Annotated in this window: 18 protein-coding genes; 6 read left to right on the top strand and 12 right to left on the bottom strand. The window is 49.0% G+C overall.

The features are described 5' to 3' along the window. The first annotated feature begins 222 nt into the window (after positions 1-222). Positions 223-1,248 (top strand): sensor histidine kinase, encoded by a 1,026-nt coding sequence (locus E7747_RS08500; protein WP_123615103.1) that lies wholly within the window; start codon positions 223-225, stop codon positions 1,246-1,248. Further along, positions 1,245-1,952 (top strand): LytR/AlgR family response regulator transcription factor, encoded by a 708-nt coding sequence (locus E7747_RS08505; protein ID WP_123615102.1) that lies wholly within the window; start codon positions 1,245-1,247, stop codon positions 1,950-1,952. Before E7747_RS08500 ends, E7747_RS08505 begins: the two co-directional genes overlap by 4 nt. 89 nt (positions 1,953-2,041) lie before the next feature. On the opposite strand, the gene E7747_RS08510 is transcribed toward E7747_RS08505, so the two are convergent. The 8 genes from E7747_RS08510 to E7747_RS08545 form a co-directional block, all read right to left on the bottom strand. Beyond that, entirely contained in the window at positions 2,042-2,584 is a 543-nt protein-coding gene (locus E7747_RS08510; RefSeq protein ID WP_123615101.1) for a 2-oxoacid:acceptor oxidoreductase family protein, read from the bottom strand. A gap of 31 nt (positions 2,585-2,615) precedes the next feature. Further along, positions 2,616-3,395: a thiamine pyrophosphate-dependent enzyme gene (locus tag E7747_RS08515; RefSeq protein WP_123615100.1), complete on the bottom strand. Its 780-nt coding sequence runs from the start codon at positions 3,393-3,395 to the stop codon at positions 2,616-2,618. A gap of 7 nt (positions 3,396-3,402) precedes the next feature. Further along, on the bottom strand, positions 3,403-4,485 hold the full coding sequence (locus tag E7747_RS08520) for a 3-methyl-2-oxobutanoate dehydrogenase subunit VorB (RefSeq protein WP_136415390.1): 1,083 nt from the start codon (positions 4,483-4,485) through the stop codon (positions 3,403-3,405). A gap of 88 nt (positions 4,486-4,573) precedes the next feature. Continuing rightward, entirely contained in the window at positions 4,574-4,804 is a 231-nt protein-coding gene (locus tag E7747_RS08525; protein ID WP_123615098.1) for a 4Fe-4S dicluster domain-containing protein, read from the bottom strand. A 209-nt stretch (positions 4,805-5,013) separates the two neighbouring features. Beyond that, positions 5,014-5,709, bottom strand: coding sequence for a NigD1/NigD2 family lipoprotein (locus E7747_RS08530; RefSeq protein ID WP_136415393.1), 696 nt, complete (start codon positions 5,707-5,709; stop codon positions 5,014-5,016). A gap of 53 nt (positions 5,710-5,762) precedes the next feature. Further along, positions 5,763-6,413, bottom strand: a complete 651-nt coding sequence (locus tag E7747_RS08535) for an ABC transporter ATP-binding protein (RefSeq protein ID WP_136415395.1) — start codon at positions 6,411-6,413, stop codon at positions 5,763-5,765. Between the two features lie 43 nt (positions 6,414-6,456). Further along, entirely contained in the window at positions 6,457-7,437 is a 981-nt protein-coding gene (gene pfkA / locus E7747_RS08540) for a 6-phosphofructokinase (protein ID WP_136415398.1), read from the bottom strand. Between the two features lie 113 nt (positions 7,438-7,550). After that, positions 7,551-8,321: a peptidylprolyl isomerase gene (locus E7747_RS08545; protein WP_136417084.1), complete on the bottom strand. Its 771-nt coding sequence runs from the start codon at positions 8,319-8,321 to the stop codon at positions 7,551-7,553. A gap of 638 nt (positions 8,322-8,959) precedes the next feature. Here E7747_RS08545 and E7747_RS08550 point away from each other — a divergent pair. Next, a complete protein-coding gene (locus E7747_RS08550; RefSeq protein WP_136415400.1) occupies positions 8,960-10,093 on the top strand; it encodes a glycosyltransferase family 4 protein in 1,134 nt (377 codons plus the stop codon). Between the two features lie 19 nt (positions 10,094-10,112). On the opposite strand, the gene E7747_RS08555 is transcribed toward E7747_RS08550, so the two are convergent. Then, on the bottom strand, positions 10,113-10,490 hold the full coding sequence (locus E7747_RS08555) for a hypothetical protein (RefSeq protein ID WP_123615093.1): 378 nt from the start codon (positions 10,488-10,490) through the stop codon (positions 10,113-10,115). 214 nt (positions 10,491-10,704) lie between these two features. Between E7747_RS08555 and E7747_RS08560 the strand changes: the two genes are divergently transcribed. Together E7747_RS08560 and E7747_RS08565 are read left to right on the top strand one after the other, a co-directional pair. Beyond that, positions 10,705-11,616 carry a helix-turn-helix domain-containing protein gene (locus E7747_RS08560; RefSeq protein ID WP_123615092.1) on the top strand — a complete coding sequence of 304 codons (912 nt, stop codon included), beginning with the start codon at positions 10,705-10,707 and terminating at the stop codon, positions 11,614-11,616. 27 nt (positions 11,617-11,643) lie between these two features. Further along, positions 11,644-13,263 carry a DUF4435 domain-containing protein gene (locus E7747_RS08565; protein WP_136415403.1) on the top strand — a complete coding sequence of 540 codons (1,620 nt, stop codon included), beginning with the start codon at positions 11,644-11,646 and terminating at the stop codon, positions 13,261-13,263. Between the two features lie 61 nt (positions 13,264-13,324). On the opposite strand, the gene E7747_RS08570 is transcribed toward E7747_RS08565, so the two are convergent. Both E7747_RS08570 and E7747_RS08575 read right to left on the bottom strand, forming a co-directional pair. Beyond that, a complete protein-coding gene (locus E7747_RS08570; RefSeq protein ID WP_136415405.1) occupies positions 13,325-13,777 on the bottom strand; it encodes a mechanosensitive ion channel in 453 nt (150 codons plus the stop codon). Then, a complete protein-coding gene (locus E7747_RS08575; RefSeq protein ID WP_136415407.1) occupies positions 13,774-14,661 on the bottom strand; it encodes a mechanosensitive ion channel family protein in 888 nt (295 codons plus the stop codon). Before E7747_RS08575 ends, E7747_RS08570 begins: the two co-directional genes overlap by 4 nt. Positions 14,662-14,768: 107 nt before the next feature. Here E7747_RS08575 and E7747_RS08580 point away from each other — a divergent pair, with 107 nt between their 5' ends. Next, positions 14,769-15,257 carry a hypothetical protein gene (locus E7747_RS08580; RefSeq protein ID WP_136415410.1) on the top strand — a complete coding sequence of 163 codons (489 nt, stop codon included), beginning with the start codon at positions 14,769-14,771 and terminating at the stop codon, positions 15,255-15,257. A gap of 143 nt (positions 15,258-15,400) precedes the next feature. Here E7747_RS08580 and E7747_RS08585 read toward each other — a convergent pair whose 3' ends face one another. Next, positions 15,401-17,587 carry a glycoside hydrolase family 3 C-terminal domain-containing protein gene (locus E7747_RS08585; protein ID WP_228449312.1) on the bottom strand — a complete coding sequence of 729 codons (2,187 nt, stop codon included), beginning with the start codon at positions 17,585-17,587 and terminating at the stop codon, positions 15,401-15,403. Between the last annotated feature and the right edge of the window lie 10 nt (positions 17,588-17,597).

Genomic DNA, 17,597 nt, shown 5'->3' on the forward strand with positions numbered 1-17,597 from the left:
TGAGTGCAAATGTGTTTTGTTAATTCATAACAAATATTAACGCGAATATGTTCCGCAATTTGCGACAAATGTAAAAAACTACAGCAAATGTATGTGGTATTTACCATACGTCAAAGCATGTGTAAATAGACGGCGTGAATGTGTTGATAAACGACAACGACATCGCTTGCGGAGGTCGTCCATAAGAGCTAACTTTGCATAGTTTTTTATATTCTGACACATATGAAATTTCTTGAAAAAAGAATCGGCCGTATAATAGACCTTATATTCTGTCTTGTGTTCATCCCGATTATTTTTGTGCTTGGTTCCATGGACTATTGGATATATTATTCGCCTGAATTTACCTATCTGCTTATTGCATGGCTCTATGTATCATATTTCATAATAAGGCTTTTTAATATTCCTAAACTTTTTATCGAAAGGAAATATGTTTTCATCGCTCTGATAATCGGCGTGTTGATCTGCTGTGACTATATTCTTACTCTCTACCGTCTGCCGGAGGTTACTTTCAACGCTTATTCATTGACCGAACTTTATCACAGGATACAGACTGCAAGTCTTTCGCAGACAGTATGGCTGATGTGTTCGCTCGTCATGGGTTATGCGGTCTCGATGTCGTTCATTCAGGAACTCTATCATCAGCTATTGCTTAAAAAGGATGTTGAGTTTCAGAAAAACAATGCGCAACTTGCCGTCTACAAGGCTCAGATTAACCCTCATTTTCTGTTCAATACACTGAATTCCATTTACAGCCTTATAATCGGCACTTCGGAAAAGGCTGAGGACGCTTTTATAAAATTCATAGATATTGTCAAGTATACATATACGGGTGTCGGGCACGACAAAGTGGCTCTCAAGGAGGAGATCGCTTATATAAACAACTATATAGATCTGCAGAAACTCCGGCTGAATCATCATACATCGGTTGACTGGCGCTGTGATGTCGATGATGAGAACGAACAGATTCCGCCGATGATAATGATAACTTTCCTTGAAAATGTGTTTAAATATGGAATATCTGCCAATAAAGATTGCACTGTCCTGATTGAATTGTCGTTGAAGAATGGGCTGCTTGAATTCCGTACGGAAAACCGCGTCATGAAACGGCGTGGAGAGTCCCGTCATCAGCCAGTAGGCATAGAAAATTGCCGGGCGAGACTCGACAGCCTTTTTCCAGGCCGTTATACACTGACGGCTGAGGAGCGCGACGGACTGTTTAATGTTTATATGAAAATACAATTGTCATGAATGATAAAATCAGATGTATAGCCATTGACGACGAACCTTTGGCCCTCAACGTCATCTCAAAGTTCTGTGAACGGCTTGGCGGGATTTCCTTGGAGGTCTATTCCGATCCCGAAGCCGGGCTGGAGGCTATCAGGAACGGTAATTTTGACCTCGCCTTTCTCGATATAGAAATGGAAGGCATAAACGGTCTTAAAATTGCGGCTGAACTTCCCGCGCATACATCTTTTATTTTTACGACAGCTTTTCTTGATTATGCACTCGACGGTTTTAATCTCGATGCTATCGACTATCTGCATAAACCTTTCTCGTTTGACCGGTTCTCGACCGCTGTGTCGAAAGCCATGAGGCGCATAGGTTACGACAGAAGCAAAAAGGGTGAAGCTACGATAGTTGTGAAGCAGGAATACAACAACATCTCTATACCTGTAAAGGAAATAATCTATATAGAAGCGATGGAGGGATATTCGAAGATATTCCGCACGGGGGGTGTCTGTACGATTTCGCGTGTGATACTAAAAAATCTCGGAGCAATGCTTCCTGAAGACCGTTTTGTGAGAATACACAGGTCATATATAGTTGCAGTCGACAAGATAAAGAGTTTTACCCGGCAGAATGTACTGCTTGTCTCAGGGGTGACGCTTCCTGTTGGAAGGCAATACAGCCAGACTGTGGCATCCATGATGATGGGGCGGCCAAACGTCTGAGAAACCGTGGATAAACAGGACACCTCCGTCAACACAACTATCGGGTTGTGTTGACGGAGGTGTCCTGTTTATTTTAGTTGTTGTCTGTTTCAGTCTGTTTTCGGCAGTTCCATACCTTTGAGAATGGCCTCCTTGTTGACTGGAAGCAGATGGTGGTGGCGTTCGGGAAGAGTTTTTTTCAGACCTTTCATCACTGCTTCCACCGGGACTAAATTCCTGACTTTAAGCAGTGCGCCGAGAAGCACCATGTTGTATGCCTTGCTTGACGGAAGTTCGAAAGTTGCCTCCATTGCCTCGACCGGTACTATGGTTATATCAGTGCGGGTAGGGGCATGGTGGATGCTGTAGGGGTCGTAGATCAAAGTGCCTCCGGGCTTGACTTTTGATTCGAATTTGTCGAGACTCTGCTGGTTGAGAATCACGGCGGTATCATAGGAGTTGAGTACAGGACTGCTGATTGGCGCATCCGAGAGGATTACAGTCACGTTGGCAGTACCGCCGCGCTGTTCAGGTCCGTATGCAGGCATCCAAGTCACTTCAAGATTGTCCATCAGACCTGCGTATGCGAGTATCTTGCCCATCGAGAGGACTCCCTGTCCACCGAATCCGGCTATGATTATTTCTTCTTTCATAAGCGTTGGTATCAACTGTTTTGTCCGATGGTCAGCACTGTTGTCCTGCAGTGGTGTCCTTTAAGTCGCCGACCGGGTATTTTGCAAACATGTTTTCTTCCATCCATTTATTGGACTTCTCGGGACTCATCTTCCATCCGGAGCTGCATGTCGAAACGATTTCGACAACCGAAGTGCCGAGTCCGGCCATGCTGTTTTCGAAAGCCTTGCGTATGGCTTTCTTGGCTTTGCGGACGGCCGGTGCTGTGTGGACGCTCTGACGTGTGACATAGCAAGTTCCGTCGAGCATCGAGAGAATGTCTGTAATGCGCAGTGGATAGCCGTTGAGTTCTACACGTCGTCCATAAGGCGTGGTCGATGTGACCTGCCCTTCAAGAGTGGTGGGAGCCATCTGTCCGCCTGTCATTCCGTAGATGCCGTTGTTGATGAAGATTATGGCGATGTTTTCACCTCGGTTGGCGGCATGGATAGTCTCGGCAGTTCCGATTGCTGCGAGGTCGCCGTCGCCCTGATATGTAAATACGAGACGCGAGGGGTTGAGACGTTTTGCCGCTGTCGCGATGGCGGGTGCACGTCCGTGGGCAGCCTCTATCCAGTCAATGTCTACATAGTTATATGCCATAACGGCACAGCCGACAGGCGCAATGCCGATGGCTATGTGTTCAGCACCCATTTCTTCGATGACTTCCGCCACGAGTTTATGGACAACTCCGTGTGAGCATCCCGGACAATAGTGCATTGTGTTGTCGTTGAGCAGACGTGGTTTTGTCTCGACGATGTTGGCTGATTGCTTGATTTCTTCGGGTGTCATGACGCTCTTACTTTTCGATTATGTTTTTAAGTGCTTCGAGCACGTCGGAGGGGTCCATGACGATGCCTCCCATGCGGCCGTAGTGGCTGACAGGGATGCGGTCTTCAAGGCTCAGACGGACATCTTCAATCATCTGGCCTGCGTTAAGCTCGACCACAAGGATTGACTTGACTTTTTTACTGAGGCGTTTGATTTCTTCAGAGGGGAAAGGCCAGAGTGTTATCGGACGGATTATGCCGACCTTGATGCCCATTTCACGCGCTTCTTCCATAGCTTTCTGACAGATTCGTGCGACAGAGCCGAAAGCTACGATGAGATATTCGCAGTCTTCTGTCCCATGCTCTTCAAAGCGGCATTCGTTTGCTTGGATGAGGCTATAGGTTTCCTGCAGACGGATGTTGTTGCGCTCCATTGCCACAGGGTCAAGCTCAAGGGTTGTCATGATGTTCGGTTTGCGGGAGGCGGGTTTTCCGGTGACAGCCCAAGGGCACTGGAGAGCGATTTCTTCGTCGGTGCGACGTGGGCGTTGCGGCGGCAGGACGACTTTTTCCATCATCTGCCCGACAATTCCGTCGGCAAGCATCATGACGGGGGTGCGGTATTTGAATGCGAGGTCAAAGCCTAATCCTACAAAGTCGGCCATTTCCTGAACCGACGCGGGGGCGAGCACGATGAGATGATAGTCGCCGTGACCGCCACCTTTGGTCGCCTGAAAATAATCAGCCTGCGATGGCTGGATTGTGCCGAGTCCGGGACCTCCGCGCATGCAGTTGATGATGAGAGCCGGAAGCTCCCCGGCGGCGATATATGAGATGCCTTCCTGTTTGAGGCTTATACCGGGGCTTGACGAGGAGGTCATGCAGGCTTTTCCTGTGGCTGCACCGCCATAGACCATGTTGATGGCGGCAATCTCGCTTTCGGCCTGCAACACGACCATGCCCATAGTCTCCCAAGGCATAAGTTCTTCGAGGGTTTCGAGAATTTCGCTCTGAGGGGTGATGGGGTAGCCGAAATAGCCGTCGACACCGTAGCGCACGGCTGCATGGGCGACTGCCTCATTGCCTTTCATCAGTCTGATTTCTTCTTCCATATCTTGTCGGGCGTCTTACGCCTTGTTTTTTATTTGGGTGGTTGTCTTCTGTGTGGTTTGTTTGGGGGATGATAAGGAAAGGAACATGTTATTTTTCCACGACGCGATAGACGGTGATACAGCCGTCGGGACACACTGTTGCGCAAGCGGCACAGCCTATGCATTTGTCAGGATTTTCGTCGGTTACGAAGTGGTATCCCCTGTCGTTAACTTCCTTGGGCTGGAGCTTGAGGACATCGCAGGGGCAGGCGACCACACATAGGTCACAACCTTTGCAACGCTCCCGGTTTATGTCAACTGCTCCTATAACTTTTGCCATATCGTTCTGCGATTAATTGAAAAATGAGGCCGGGGAGGGATGAATGTGCAAGCCTCGTTGTTGAAAACATACTTTTTCAACACAAATTTAAAGATAAATATTTGTTTACAGGCCGATTTAATAAAACTTTAACCATTTGCACATTAATTAGGCAATTGTGTAAATTTTATAAAATACCGTCAATGAAACCGTTAAGCAACTCAAAATCGCTAATTATTCTTATAAAATGTAAAAATATCTTTATTAAGGTTGGTGTCTGCTATATGGATTTTCACGCCTTTTATCCCGGGGGCATTCCAGATTTCACCGATATCGAACGAGGCGAAGTAGGCTCGGTCATGATAGTCGGTCTCCTCGGCCATTATGTGGACAAGATAAAATTCGGGAGTTTCCGACTCGCGCGTAGCCGGGTCAAGGACGAGGTTGAAGATGCGCGGATCGTTGGAATATGTCAGTCGCAAATGGAAGTTTATATATGTTCCGGTTCGCCATGCGCTGTAGAGAAACACTTTGTCTCGATTCCATTTGTCGTAGTCCTCCTTCCATTCTGTCGCAGTTTCGCCGGTGTTTATCTTTGATGCGCCGAGAAGCTGTATGCGGTCAGAGACGTAGGCTTGGCCTCCTTCCGGGATATAACGTATCATGAGACGGGTAGGCGCTTCGAGATCCTGTAGGCCTAAATTAGATGTCAGTGTCACGAGCGGGGAGTCATCGACCTGTCTTAGAGTGAACACAGAGCCTTGTCCGTCACTCCCTTTGCCTTCGTATGTCACGATGTCCCACAACTGCATTTCCACTGGGCCGTCAATGCCGTCGTCATCATTGCATGATGTCAGAGCTGATGAAATTAGGAAGGCCGGCACGATGGACAGTAAAAAGCGTTTCAGGTATGGGATTTGTGACATTTTGTTGGTTTGTTATTATCTTGGGTTAGGATATGTGTACGGATTGCTTGCCGTCAGACGATAAGCCCGTCTTTCATGTGGATCACACGATCGGCTTTGAGTGCGAAAGTGTCGTCGTGGGTTACGATGATGAATGTTTTGCCGGTTGCGTCGCGCAGGTCAAAGAAAAGTTTGTAGAGCTCTTCGCGGTTGTGGCTGTCGAGGCTGCCTGTCGGTTCGTCGGCAAGTATGACCTTGGGGTCGTTGACGAGTGCGCGTGCCACGGCGGCGCGTTGGCGTTCGCCTCCTGACAGCTGTGAGGGTCTGTGGTCAAGGCGGTTGCCAAGTCCGAGTTCGTCGAGGAGCTTGCGGGCATGGCTGAAAGCCTCGCTGCGTTTTGTGCCGCCTATGAGTGCCGGAAGGGCAACATTCTCTTCGAGTGAGAATTCAGGCAGGAGCTGATGGAATTGAAAGACGAAGCCCATGTTACGATTGCGGAATCGGGCGAGCTTCGAGTCTTTCAGTCCTGTGATTTCCTCTCCGTCAAATTTCACGCTGCCGCTGTCGGCACGCTCGAGAGTGCCGACAATCTGTAGCAACGTGGTTTTTCCTGCACCGCTCGGCCCGACTATGGCCAGCATCTCTCCATCGTGGATGGAAAGCGACACACCCTTTATGACTTGGAGTTTATCGAAGCTTTTATGTATGTCTGTGACCTCTATCATGGTTTTGAGCCGGTGGGTTGTTTAATATTGTTTGATGCGGGTGTCAGATAGACAGGCGGCGGAGCGTTTCGAGAAGCTCGCGGTTGATTGGCTTGTCGTTCTTGATAGCCTTTGAGAAGGGGACGTAGACAATCTCGTCGTTACGGATACCGATCATCACGTTGCGCTGCTCCTCAAGAAGCGCGTCGATGGCTGCTGCGCCCATTCGTGAGGCGAGTATGCGGTCGCAGGCGGTAGGAGAGCCGCCTCGCTGGAGGTGTCCGAGGATAGACACACGCACATCGTAGCCGGGATATTCTGTCTTCACACGTTGGGCAAGTCCCATAGCTCCGCCGGTGACAGGGCTTTCGGCCACGAGCACGATCGAGGAGTTTTTGCTCTTGCGGAAACCGTTTTCAATAAGTTCGGCCAACTGGTCGACCTCGGTTGAGATTTCAGGGATGATGGCTGCTTCCGCTCCCGATGCGATTGCGCCGTTGAGCGCAAGGAATCCTGCGTCGCGGCCCATGACTTCAATGAAGAAGAGGCGTTCATGGCTCGTCGCGGTGTCACGGATTTTGTCGACACACTCCATGATGGTGTTGAGCGCGGTGTCGTAGCCGATGGTCGAGTCTGTCCCGTAGAGGTCGTTGTCGATAGTTCCGGGGAGTCCGATAATCGGGAAATTGAATTCGTTGGCGAAGATACGTGCGCCTGTGAGCGAGCCGTCACCTCCGATGACTACGAGGGCGTCGATTTCGTGACGCTTGAGGTTGTCGTAGGCGAGCTGGCGTCCCTCAGAAGTGGTGAATTCCTTACAGCGTGCGGTTTTGAGTATTGTTCCGCCCGCCTGTATGATATTGGAAACGTTCTGAGTCTTGAATTCCTGAATCTCATCTGTAATGAGACCTTTGTAACCTCTGTAGATGCCTTTGACGCGGAGACCGCCATAGATGGCCGAACGGGTCACGGCACGGATAGCGGCGTTCATGCCCGGAGCGTCACCGCCCGAGGTCAGTATGCCGACACATTTGATTTCTGCCATAACGTTGAAGTTTTTATACGGTTGAGCTAAAGTACGATATAATTGATGTCGTGTGATTTTGCAAAGGTAGGGTTAAATTATGAGAACGTTCCCCACATTAACGCAAAAAAATGTCAAGGAAGCACGGTCGCCGAAAGTATGCGCACGTCTTCGATAGGGCGGTCGTTGCCGTCGGTTTCCACCTGCTGGATTTTGTCGACGACATCCATCCCGGAAAGGACACGTCCGAACACTGTATAGCCTCCGTCGAGGTGCGGTGTGCCTCCTTCGCGCATGTAGACATCGCGCTGTTCGGGTGTGAAGAATGTCGAATCGTTGGCGGTCAGGCGTTCAGTCTCTTCAGCGAGTTTGTCGCGAAGGGCATCGAGGCCTGCTTGGTCGCGGTTACGGCGCATTGACATGATGCTGTCGCGGTATTCAGCCGACAGGCGGTCGAACACCTGCTGTTTGCGCTGCATGACGGCTTTGCGGTCCATCGCGTCAAGCTGTCCGGGGGAGAATTTCTTTCCTGTGACGATATAGAACTGTGAGCCTGATGACTTGCGTTCGGGATTTACGGCGTCGCCTTGACGTGCGGCTGCGATTGCTCCGCGATGGTGGTAGTGTTTCGGAAAATCAATTTCAGCCTCGATTTCATATGGCATGTCGCCGCCACCGAGCATTTTGCCTTTAGGCGCGTCTTTCGATGACGGGTCGCCGCCCTGAACCATGAAGTCATTGATGACACGGTGGAAGAGCAGGCCGTCGTAGTGGCCTGATTTTACGAGTTTGACGAAATTTTCGGTGTGGCGGGGTGTGTCGCCGTAGAGAAGGATGATAATGTCGCCCAATGTGGTGTGGAGGAGCACTTTTACATCACCGGGATTTGTTGTGTTTGTTTCCATTACAGGTGTTGAGTTATGAGCTTTGATGCCGATAAGGGCGGCAAACAGCAATAGGGTTGAAATAATATATTTCATGATTGAAACGGAGTGCGGTGTTTACTACGGAAACGAATTGAACCTTAGAATAGTTCCGGCAAAGTTACGATTTTTTGCTCAACCTTAATCAAAATTGTTAAAAAACCGATTGATAATAATGATTGATGACCATAGAAAACGTTTAAGAGGCTAATGAAGCTATTCTATAATTTCGGGAACAGACACCCTCTAAGATTTTGTCATTTTGCCTGCTGTATGATTGATTGCTATGCGGTTGTTATGGCCCGGTGCGGTTGGATGTCTTGGCGGAGTCTTCTTCCAGTCATGGATATTAAATTCCGAAGATACGCAAAAATCAACGTTTTTATATGACAATAGTTCGGTAAAATTTGCATATTCAATTGAATATCAATAAGATGCAATAATAATTCAACATCAATGCAAACTATTGTGTATCAGTGCGATACAGCTATGCCTGCTCAAAAATTACCGAACTGTTGTATATGACTTTCCTCTAAAGAAATATATTTCTTTATTCTGCCGGTGTAAAAGTCTCACGATTTATATCTACATTTGCAATCCAAATTTTAAAATTTTCAATTATGCGTATCGGTTTTGATGCTAAAAAGGCAGCCTCTAATCTTACAGGGATTGGTAACTACAGTAGGAATCATATAAACCTCCTTGCCGGAAATAAAGATTTAGAATGTACGCTTTTTATACCGGGGCGTGGAAAAGAGGAGTGTTTGGAGGCTATAACCGGTCTTGATGACATGAAAATCATATCTCCGTCAGGCAATTCTTCTATAAATAGGACTTATTGGCGTAATTTTTCGATTGTAAATGATATTAAAAAGTCAGGAGTTGACATCTATCATGGACTTAGCAATGAGTTGCCTTTCAGTATAAAGAAGGCCGGCTGTCTGTCTGTGGTGACCATACACGACCTGATATTTTTACGTTATCCTGACACTTACGATTTCCTGCAACGTAAAATCCTTACGCTGAAAACTCGTTATGCGTGTCGTAATTCAGACGCTATCATTGCTGTGAGTGAACAGACGAAGCGTGATATTGTGGAGTTTTACGGCATCCCGGAAGAAAAAGTAACAGTGATTTACCAAGGATGTCACAATGTGTTCAAACAAGTGGTTCCATTAAGCGAGCGTGAGTCAATCAGGCAGCAGTATGGGTTACCTGAAAAATACATGATAAGTGTAGGGACAATTGAAAGTCGTAAGAACCATCGTGCAGTTATCGAAGCATTTGCAGAGGCAGCCGAGGATATTACATTGGTTTTAGTCTCAAAACGTACGCGTATGCAAAAAGATATAGAGACACTTGTTGATTCCCTTGGAATAAAAGAGAAAGTCAGAATACTAAACAACGTGCCGTTGTCTCATTTGCCAGCTTTGTATCAGGGTAGCATAGGGGCTATATATGCGTCCTATTTTGAAGGTTTCGGCATTCCGGTTCTTGAGGCTGTTACTTCAGGAGTCCCGGTAATCGCTGCGACAGGCTCATGCCTCGAGGAAGCTGGCGGAAAAGGGGCGGTATATGTCAATCCGTTTAATCCGCATGAGATTGCCGAGGCAATAAGCAGAATTTCTAACGACAGTGAATTTTGCCGTGAGCTTGTCGAAGGGGGAAAGGAGCATCTGAATAATTTTACGGACAAAGCTCTTTCTTCAAAAATCTACGACTATTATAATATGCTTCTTAATAGAAGCTTATAGCCGTAGATTTTCAGTTCGTTTAGATGCCCTGTGACGGAGTGATGCGTTTATAGATGCGGCGGAAGTTGTCGTCGGTAGCGGCGAGTTCTTCGGCATGGTCGGCATAATCGCTTCCCCATATGGCAGTGATGAGGTCTGGAAGATAGCGGCGTTCGCGGTCTTTTTCGATTACAGTTGCAATCAGGCGCGAGATGTGTTCGGCATACGCTTCGGGATTTATCGCATAAAGGTAGCGTGCGGCAGATACCATGAACTGACCTGTAGGATCGACGAGTATCATATTGTCGACCAGTTCGCCCATGATGTTGTCACATTCGCCGATGTGGTTGGCTATATATTCATATGTGAGAAGCCCGTCGGGGTCAAGAGAGAGGCGTTTTTTTAAATCTTGTTCCATGGTGTCGGATGCTTGATGAAAAAAATATATTGCGGTGCAAAAATACGGATAATCGCCAAATAATCCAAATAGCTGTGTGAATTGGCCATAACGGATACAGATGTGCTCTAAATGGATAATTTTTTGGGTGATAGAGGCACAATATGATCTAAATATGCTAAATTTGTGGAGTGAAGTAATGAACTGTTAACATAGACATTTTCTTTTTATTAAAATGGGCAAGACTGTAGAGCTCTCTCAACTCGCCTTTCTCCAGAATTTTTCTACCGAGTTTTCGACGCTTGGCGACGATTACGTGTTCACGCGCATCACTGAGTCTGACCGCAGACCCGGGGATTTTTCAGGTGGGCCGGTGCGGTTTGACGGAATGTCGTGGCTGCTTTGTTTCGGTGGTCGCCTTGACATTGAGGTTAACCTCGTTCCGTCGACGCTCAAGGCCAATCATATCGCCGTGACCCGTCCCGATTCTTTTTTTGAAGTGAAGGATATCGACTGGACCGGTCTTGACTGCTATGTATTGTTCATTTCAAAAAATTTTATACGCGACATCAATTTTGACCTGAACATTCTCGGTGCATTGCCTGTTCCGACTTCGGGTGTCAATGTCAGTCCCGTACAGGAAATCAGTATTGAAGAGACAGAGTTGCTGAAAGAGTATTACGATATCCTTCACCACAATACCCGTAACTCCGACAGCAATTATTCAAAGTCGATTGCCCGGTGTGTTATCGCAGCTCTGACCTATCAGCTGATTCAGATTATATCGCGACGGATTCCGGCCGAGAGCACCGAACGTCCCCGTTCGCGACGCTCGGCTTATGTCCACGATTTCGTCGAATTGGTTCATGAGCATCATTTGCGTGAGCGGTCGGTGGCTTTTTATGCCGACAAACTGTTCATCTCTCCAAAATATCTGTCACTGATCATCAAGGAGGCACTCGGGCGTTCGGCCGCAGAGGTTATTGACGATTATGTGATTCTTGAAGCTAAAAATATGCTTAGGTTCTCAGGTAAGAACATACAGCAGGTGAGCTATGAGCTGAATTTCCCGAACCAGTCGTCGTTCGGTAAATATTTCAAGCATCTTGTCGGGATGTCGCCTTCCGAATACCAGCGTTCAAACTAATACTCTCCACCAAATCATCAAGCCGTCATGAAACTGATTCTTCCTCTACGCATAGGTGCTGCACCTCTTGAGGTCGACACTTCTGAAAACCGTCAGATAATCATTATCGGAGCAAACGGTTCGGGTAAGACCCGATTTGCAAACTGTATGATGCAGGACATCGGCGACAAGGCTTTTAAAATGTCGGCGATAAAGGCTCTCTACGGACGAGATGACGAGTCGCTGATGCCGGGTTCGATAGATATGCTCTACCGGTCGGTCACAGATGGCGGTTCAGGTATAATCCGCGCTGACATCAAGGGCGAATTTGACCGGATGCTTGCTCTGATGCTCCACGAAGAGATGGAGAATCTGATAGAATTCAAGTATCGGCCGGTGGCCGAGAACGTCGTTGATGACAGGTCAGGTAAAATAAAAGCGCGGCATGTACGGCGCGACGTTTTGCCGTCAACAAGGCTTGACAGACTGATAGGTCTATGGCAGAAAGTTTTCCCGGACAATAAGATTCTGATTGAAAGCGGCCAGATGATATTCGCCAGCGACCGTTCCGACGACACTTATTCGTCATCGAAGCTTTCGGCCGGCGAGAGGGCTGTTCTATATTATATTGGAGCGTCAATGTTTGCTCCTGAAGGCGGTGTTGTTTTTGTCGAGTCTCCCGATCTGCTGCTGCATCCGTCGTCCACCCGTTCGTTGTGGGACAGCATAGAGCAGCTTCGCCCTGACTGCACGTTTATCTATATCACGCATGATCTGTCGTTTGCATCTACGCGCGGCGACGGCACGACAGTCTGGGTCAAAAGCTGTGACCCGGGGCGCGGAGAATGGGATTATGATTTCATGACTTCGGCCGACGGAATAAACGATGAGGTCTATCTTGCTATCGTCGGTGCTCGCAAGCCGGTGTTGTTTATTGAGGGGGATGGTGTCAATTCGATCGATGCGAAACTCTATCCGCTGATATTTCGTGAATACACGGTCAAATCGCTTGGCGGATGTGACCGTGTGATAGAGTCGACACGCACTTTCAACAGTCTGCGTGCGTTTCATAATCTTGACGCATGCGGAATTGTCGACCGCGACCGTCGCGACGAAGGCGAGGTGTGCTATCTGCGCAAGAAGCGTATATTTGTGCCTAATGTCGCTGAGATTGAAAATATTTTCATGATTGAAGCCGTCATCAGGGCGGTTGCACGCCACTACCGACGTGACGAAAATGAGGTTTTCGCCAAGGTGAAAAAATCTATAATGCGCCTGTTTGAGTCAGATTTACGGCAGCAGGCACTGATGCACACGCGCCATATTGTCAAAAAGACGGTCGAACACCGCATCGACGGGCGGTTTGCCAACATCAACAAACTTGAGGAACATATCAACGACCTCTGCCAGTCAATCAATCCGCGTGGAATCTACGAGCAGTATTGCCGTGACTTCCGCCGTTATGTCAGCGAGGGTGACTACGACTCGGTTCTGAGGGTCTACAACCGTAAGACCATGCTGTCGGAGAGCCATGTGGCCAGAGCATGCGGATTGCGTCGCGATGACAAGGATTCATATATCAGGGCAATTCTTACTATACTCAAAGACGACAGAGGGCCGGCTTCGGCTATACGTTCTGCAATCCGTGCCACATTCGGTCTTGATTGACAAGGGCTGTTTCTATGTCTGAGAGGGTCGTACATTTGTTATGAAACACCCTCTGAGACTGTCATGAGGCCGAGCCGGCCGCTGCATTTGGTGCCGGATTGTTGGTTTGAGCCGATGCCGGTGGGGTGAGTGTCACGGTTGTCACGTCTGTGCCAGATGGATCATTGAACAGGCGTAGTCCGAAATCAATTGCCGTTACAGCCACATGTTCGAAAACAGCACTCTGGATGGCTTCATAGGCTGTGAAATTGGTCGTTGCTGTGAAACACCATATCTGCAGCGGTATACCTTCGCCGGTCGGTGGCATAAGCCTGACGAGAATCTGTTCGTCGCTGCGTATGGCAGGATTGTTGAGCAGCCACTGGCACATGTAGGCTCTGAAGAGTCCGAGATTGGTCTGGTTGGAGCCATTGACCACTGCGAGACCGGGATTGTAGTCATTATGGCCGAGCGAGCCAATCTTATCTATATAGGCTTTGATGATCGGGTATTTCCCTGTTATCTCTGAAATCATTTCTTTGGTTGCGGGACAATGGTATCGGAGTCAATGATGACGGAGCGGGCTATCTGGCGGCATCCGCTTTCGGTCATTCCACGCCAGTTCTGGAAAGATGTCGAGACGAGTGTATAGGGCGGTAATGTCACTATGGTGTTGTCCCAGTTCTGGACTTTTACTGCTGTCAGATTCACATCGATCACAATGCCGTTGGCTATTGTTGAGGGGACGACTATCCAGTCGCCGACGCGGAGCATATCGTTTTGTGAAAGCTGGAGTCCGGCCACGAGCCCGAGTATACTGTCCTTGAACACGAGCATAAGTACGGCTGCAAACGCGCCAAGACCGGTGAGGAGGTTGACAGGCGACTTGTTTACTACGATTGAAATACAGATTATTACTGCGATAAACCAAATTATGCCGACGGCAGTGTCAAGGATGCCTCCGAGCGGGAGGTTTTTGCTGTTGCGGGTCTCGTCAAACCGCAGCCAGATGAATTTTGTCACAGTGCATATGGCACGGCATACAACAACGACGGTGTAGATCAGCAGTCCGCGCAGGACAATCACGCGCAATGCAGTTTCCGATGTGAATGCGAAAGGCAACAGAGCGAGCAATACAAGCGGCGGGATGATGTGGCTGCACCTGCTGAGCACTTTGTGGTCAATAAGCTCCTTGCCTACAGTGCTGTGGCGCATGAGCATGAATTTCCTGACACCGTAGAGGACGATGTTTCGTATGGCCCATCCGATAAACAGTGCTATGCAGACTATTATCGCCGCATAGATGACTTCTTCTATCGTCTGATTTTTTTTAAGTCCGACGGCATCGAGTAGATGATGTATATGAACAAGTAGCCATTGTGCGACTCGGTTTGAAGGAATTAGTGCGCTTAACAACATAATTGACGACTTTATGTTAGTGGTTGGACGTGAGTATATATTTCATTAACACTTAATTCAGCTGTGCTGTTTGCTCGTTTGATGAAAGCTTGCTAAATTTGTCGGTAATGGATTCGTTAGATACACTTTTCATCATGCTCGCTGTGTTTGACAGCGTTGAGTTTTATGTGATAGCCGCCGTGGTTGCTGCCGCCATAATCGCTTTTTCTGCAAAGGGTGGGGCGGGAGGCCCTGCGCGTCAATACCTCCTTCCCGGGATGCTTACGCTTGCCGATTCGCCTAAAGTCCCGGCTATTGAGCTGATTTGTTGCGACGATGGTTCGGTAGTGCTCCGTCGCCACGGTGTTGCCGGTATGAATCGGAGCGGAGCTGTCAGCCTTGCTGTTGAAGTCCGTGGCTTCGATGTCATTCTCAAGGAGCGTATGGTCTCAGGTCGTCCGGGAGACATGGAAATAGTCGATACTGCCACATTCATTCTCGATTTTATGGGGGCGGAGCGATATTTCATCAGCTACACAGCCGAAGATGCCGGACTCTTCGCCGCCACTACCCTCCATAACCGTCCCGGCATCCGTGTGTTTAAACCGATGCAGTGAGGTGTAAGGAACTTGCTGATAGGCTCATCTGTAATTCTGCCTGAAATTACTTATTCCAACCTTTAAGGAAACATAAAGCAGGAACGCCGGATTTGCGGCATTCCTGCTTTGTTGTGTAAGTCAGCGATTGAATTTATTGATTGTTATTTCAGTTCGAACGGGACTGTGGCACGGATGTCGGTTGACGATGAACCGATATAGGCACGGAATTTGCCGGGTTCGGCTATCCATGAAGCGGTCTTGTCGTCGTAGAATTTAAGAGCGTCGGGAGTGATTGTGAAATTGACTGTCTTTTCCTCACCGGGAGCGAGCTCAATTTTCTCGAAACCTTTCAGCTCTTTCAGTGGACGGAGGACAGATGCCTTGTCGTCGCCGATGTAGAGCTGGACTGTTTCTTTACCATCGCGGTCACCGGTGTTTCTGACAGGAATGGTGATGGTGAGAGATTCGTCTGAGCCGATGGTCTTGGCCGATGCGACAGGTTTGCCATAATCAAACGATGTATAGCTAAGACCGTGGCCGAATGAATAATGGGCCGGAATCTTCTTGGTGTCGTGCCAGCGATAGCCGACGAGGATGTCTTCGAGATATTCCTGATTGATTGAGTCGCCGGGGTAGGAGATAGCGCCGAAGCTGTGAGCGCCGTTGTCTTCAAGTCGGACAGGGAAAGAGAAAGGAAGTTTGCCGGAAGGATTGACCTTTCCGCTGACAACATTGGCTATCGACTTTCCGGCCATCGATCCAAGATACCACGCCTGTGCGATGGCAGGTACTTTGTCTGCCCACGGCATCTCGACGGCATTGCCGCTCAGCAGGAGGACGATGAGGTTGGGGTTGGCGGCCTGAAGGGCTTCGATGAGTTCAGGCTGACCGAAGGGGAGGGCATAGCTCTCGCGGTCGCCGGCCTCGCAGTCCTGCTGATGGTTCTTGTTGAGACCACCCACCATTATGACAACATCGGCATTCTTGGCCATTGCCACGGCTTCGGCCCGGAGAGAATCCTGAACAGAGGCCGGAATCTGCTCGACATGAGAGTACATCGGTTTGCCGGCACGGTAGCCCTGTGCATATTTCACCTTATCGCCATAGAGGGCGCGCAGTCCGGCAAGCGGAGTCACGTTGTCCTTGACCTTCAGTTCTGACGAACCTCCGCCTTTCATGAGGTCGCGTGTTGCGTTGTCACCGACAACGAGTATCGATTTTACATCAGGTGATAGCGGGAGGAGGGGATTTCCGCCTTTGGCGACAGGCGAGTTCTTGAGAAGGACGATGGCTTCGTTGCCGATTTGCTCGGCCACGGCATAATGTTCGGGTGAGGCGACAGAGCCGAGGGGCTTATTGCGTTTCATGGCTGTCAGGAAGTTGAGACGCAGCATGCGCCGGGCTTTGTCGTCGAGAGTTGACATTGGAAGTTCCCCCTTTTCAAGCATTTCAAGATAGGGGCGAGCCATGTAATAGTCGTCGGTAGTGAATTCAGATTCAGATGTCAGGCCGTTTGTATATGATCCCATTTCGAGATCCAGCCCGTAGAGCGCGGCTTCCTTAGTATCGTGCGCGCCACCCCAGTCAGTCATGACCACACCTTTATAGCCCCAGTCTTCTTTGAGGATTTTGTTGAGGAGCATCTCATTGTGGCATGCGTGCTGGCCACGGATTTTATTGTAGGCACCCATGATGGTCCAGCTGTCGCCGTCGATGACTGCGCTTTTGAATGCCGGGAGGTAGATTTCGTGGAGTGCGCGGTCGCTTAGATTGACATTGATATGTCCGCGCCAGAGTTCCTGATTGTTGAGAGCGAAATGTTTCACACTCGCGCCGACACCGTTCTGCTGCATTCCTTTGATATACGGTACAACGAGAACCGATGCAAGATAGGGGTCTTCGCCCATATATTCGAAATTACGGCCGTTGAGGGGCGTGCGGTAGATGTTGACACCCGGGCCGAGCATCACGTCCTTCTCGCGATAGAGAGCCTCTTCGCCAAGCGCGTTGCCATATTCGAAAGAAAGAGTAGGATTCCATGTGGCTGCCAGCGCCGTGAGCGCGGGGAAAGCGGTAATCGAATCGTTGGTGCGGCCTGAATAGCCCCAGTCGTTCCAGTTGATTTCTGCACGCACTCCGTGAGGGCCGTCGCTCATCCACAGGTCGGGAATGCCGAGTCGCGGAACTCCGGGAGAAGAGAATTTACCCTGTGCGTGTATCATATTGATTTTTTCCTGTGTCGTCATGCGGGATAGGGCATCTTCAACTCGCTGCTCCATCGGCAGGCTTTCGTCCATATATGCGGGCAATTCCTTTGCCGCGAAGAGGCTCAGTCCCGAAAGCATCATTGGGATTGAG

Source organism: Duncaniella dubosii (assembly GCF_004803915.1).
Taxonomy (GTDB): Bacteria; Bacteroidota; Bacteroidia; order Bacteroidales; family Muribaculaceae; genus Duncaniella; species Duncaniella dubosii.

Bases quoted from the DNA above. Each gene is read 5' to 3' on its own strand.
- E7747_RS08500 (WP_123615103.1), top strand. From the start codon at position 223: ATGAAATTTCTTGAAAAAAGAATCGGCCGTATAATAGACCTTATATTC.
- E7747_RS08505 (WP_123615102.1), top strand. From the start codon at position 1,245: ATGAATGATAAAATCAGATGTATAGCCATTGACGACGAACCTTTGGCC.
- E7747_RS08510 (WP_123615101.1), bottom strand. From the start codon at position 2,584: ATGAAAGAAGAAATAATCATAGCCGGATTCGGTGGACAGGGAGTCCTC.
- E7747_RS08515 (WP_123615100.1), bottom strand. From the start codon at position 3,395: ATGACACCCGAAGAAATCAAGCAATCAGCCAACATCGTCGAGACAAAA.
- E7747_RS08520 (WP_136415390.1), bottom strand. From the start codon at position 4,485: ATGGAAGAAGAAATCAGACTGATGAAAGGCAATGAGGCAGTCGCCCAT.
- E7747_RS08525 (WP_123615098.1), bottom strand. From the start codon at position 4,804: ATGGCAAAAGTTATAGGAGCAGTTGACATAAACCGGGAGCGTTGCAAA.
- E7747_RS08530 (WP_136415393.1), bottom strand. From the start codon at position 5,709: ATGTCACAAATCCCATACCTGAAACGCTTTTTACTGTCCATCGTGCCG.
- E7747_RS08535 (WP_136415395.1), bottom strand. From the start codon at position 6,413: ATGATAGAGGTCACAGACATACATAAAAGCTTCGATAAACTCCAAGTC.
- pfkA (WP_136415398.1), bottom strand. From the start codon at position 7,437: ATGGCAGAAATCAAATGTGTCGGCATACTGACCTCGGGCGGTGACGCT.
- E7747_RS08545 (WP_136417084.1), bottom strand. From the start codon at position 8,321: ATGGAAACAAACACAACAAATCCCGGTGATGTAAAAGTGCTCCTCCAC.
- E7747_RS08550 (WP_136415400.1), top strand. From the start codon at position 8,960: ATGCGTATCGGTTTTGATGCTAAAAAGGCAGCCTCTAATCTTACAGGG.
- E7747_RS08555 (WP_123615093.1), bottom strand. From the start codon at position 10,490: ATGGAACAAGATTTAAAAAAACGCCTCTCTCTTGACCCCGACGGGCTT.
- E7747_RS08560 (WP_123615092.1), top strand. From the start codon at position 10,705: ATGGGCAAGACTGTAGAGCTCTCTCAACTCGCCTTTCTCCAGAATTTT.
- E7747_RS08565 (WP_136415403.1), top strand. From the start codon at position 11,644: ATGAAACTGATTCTTCCTCTACGCATAGGTGCTGCACCTCTTGAGGTC.
- E7747_RS08570 (WP_136415405.1), bottom strand. From the start codon at position 13,777: ATGATTTCAGAGATAACAGGGAAATACCCGATCATCAAAGCCTATATA.
- E7747_RS08575 (WP_136415407.1), bottom strand. From the start codon at position 14,661: ATGTTGTTAAGCGCACTAATTCCTTCAAACCGAGTCGCACAATGGCTA.
- E7747_RS08580 (WP_136415410.1), top strand. From the start codon at position 14,769: ATGGATTCGTTAGATACACTTTTCATCATGCTCGCTGTGTTTGACAGC.
- E7747_RS08585 (WP_228449312.1), bottom strand. From the start codon at position 17,587: ATGATGCTTTCGGGACTGAGCCTCTTCGCGGCAAAGGAATTGCCCGCA.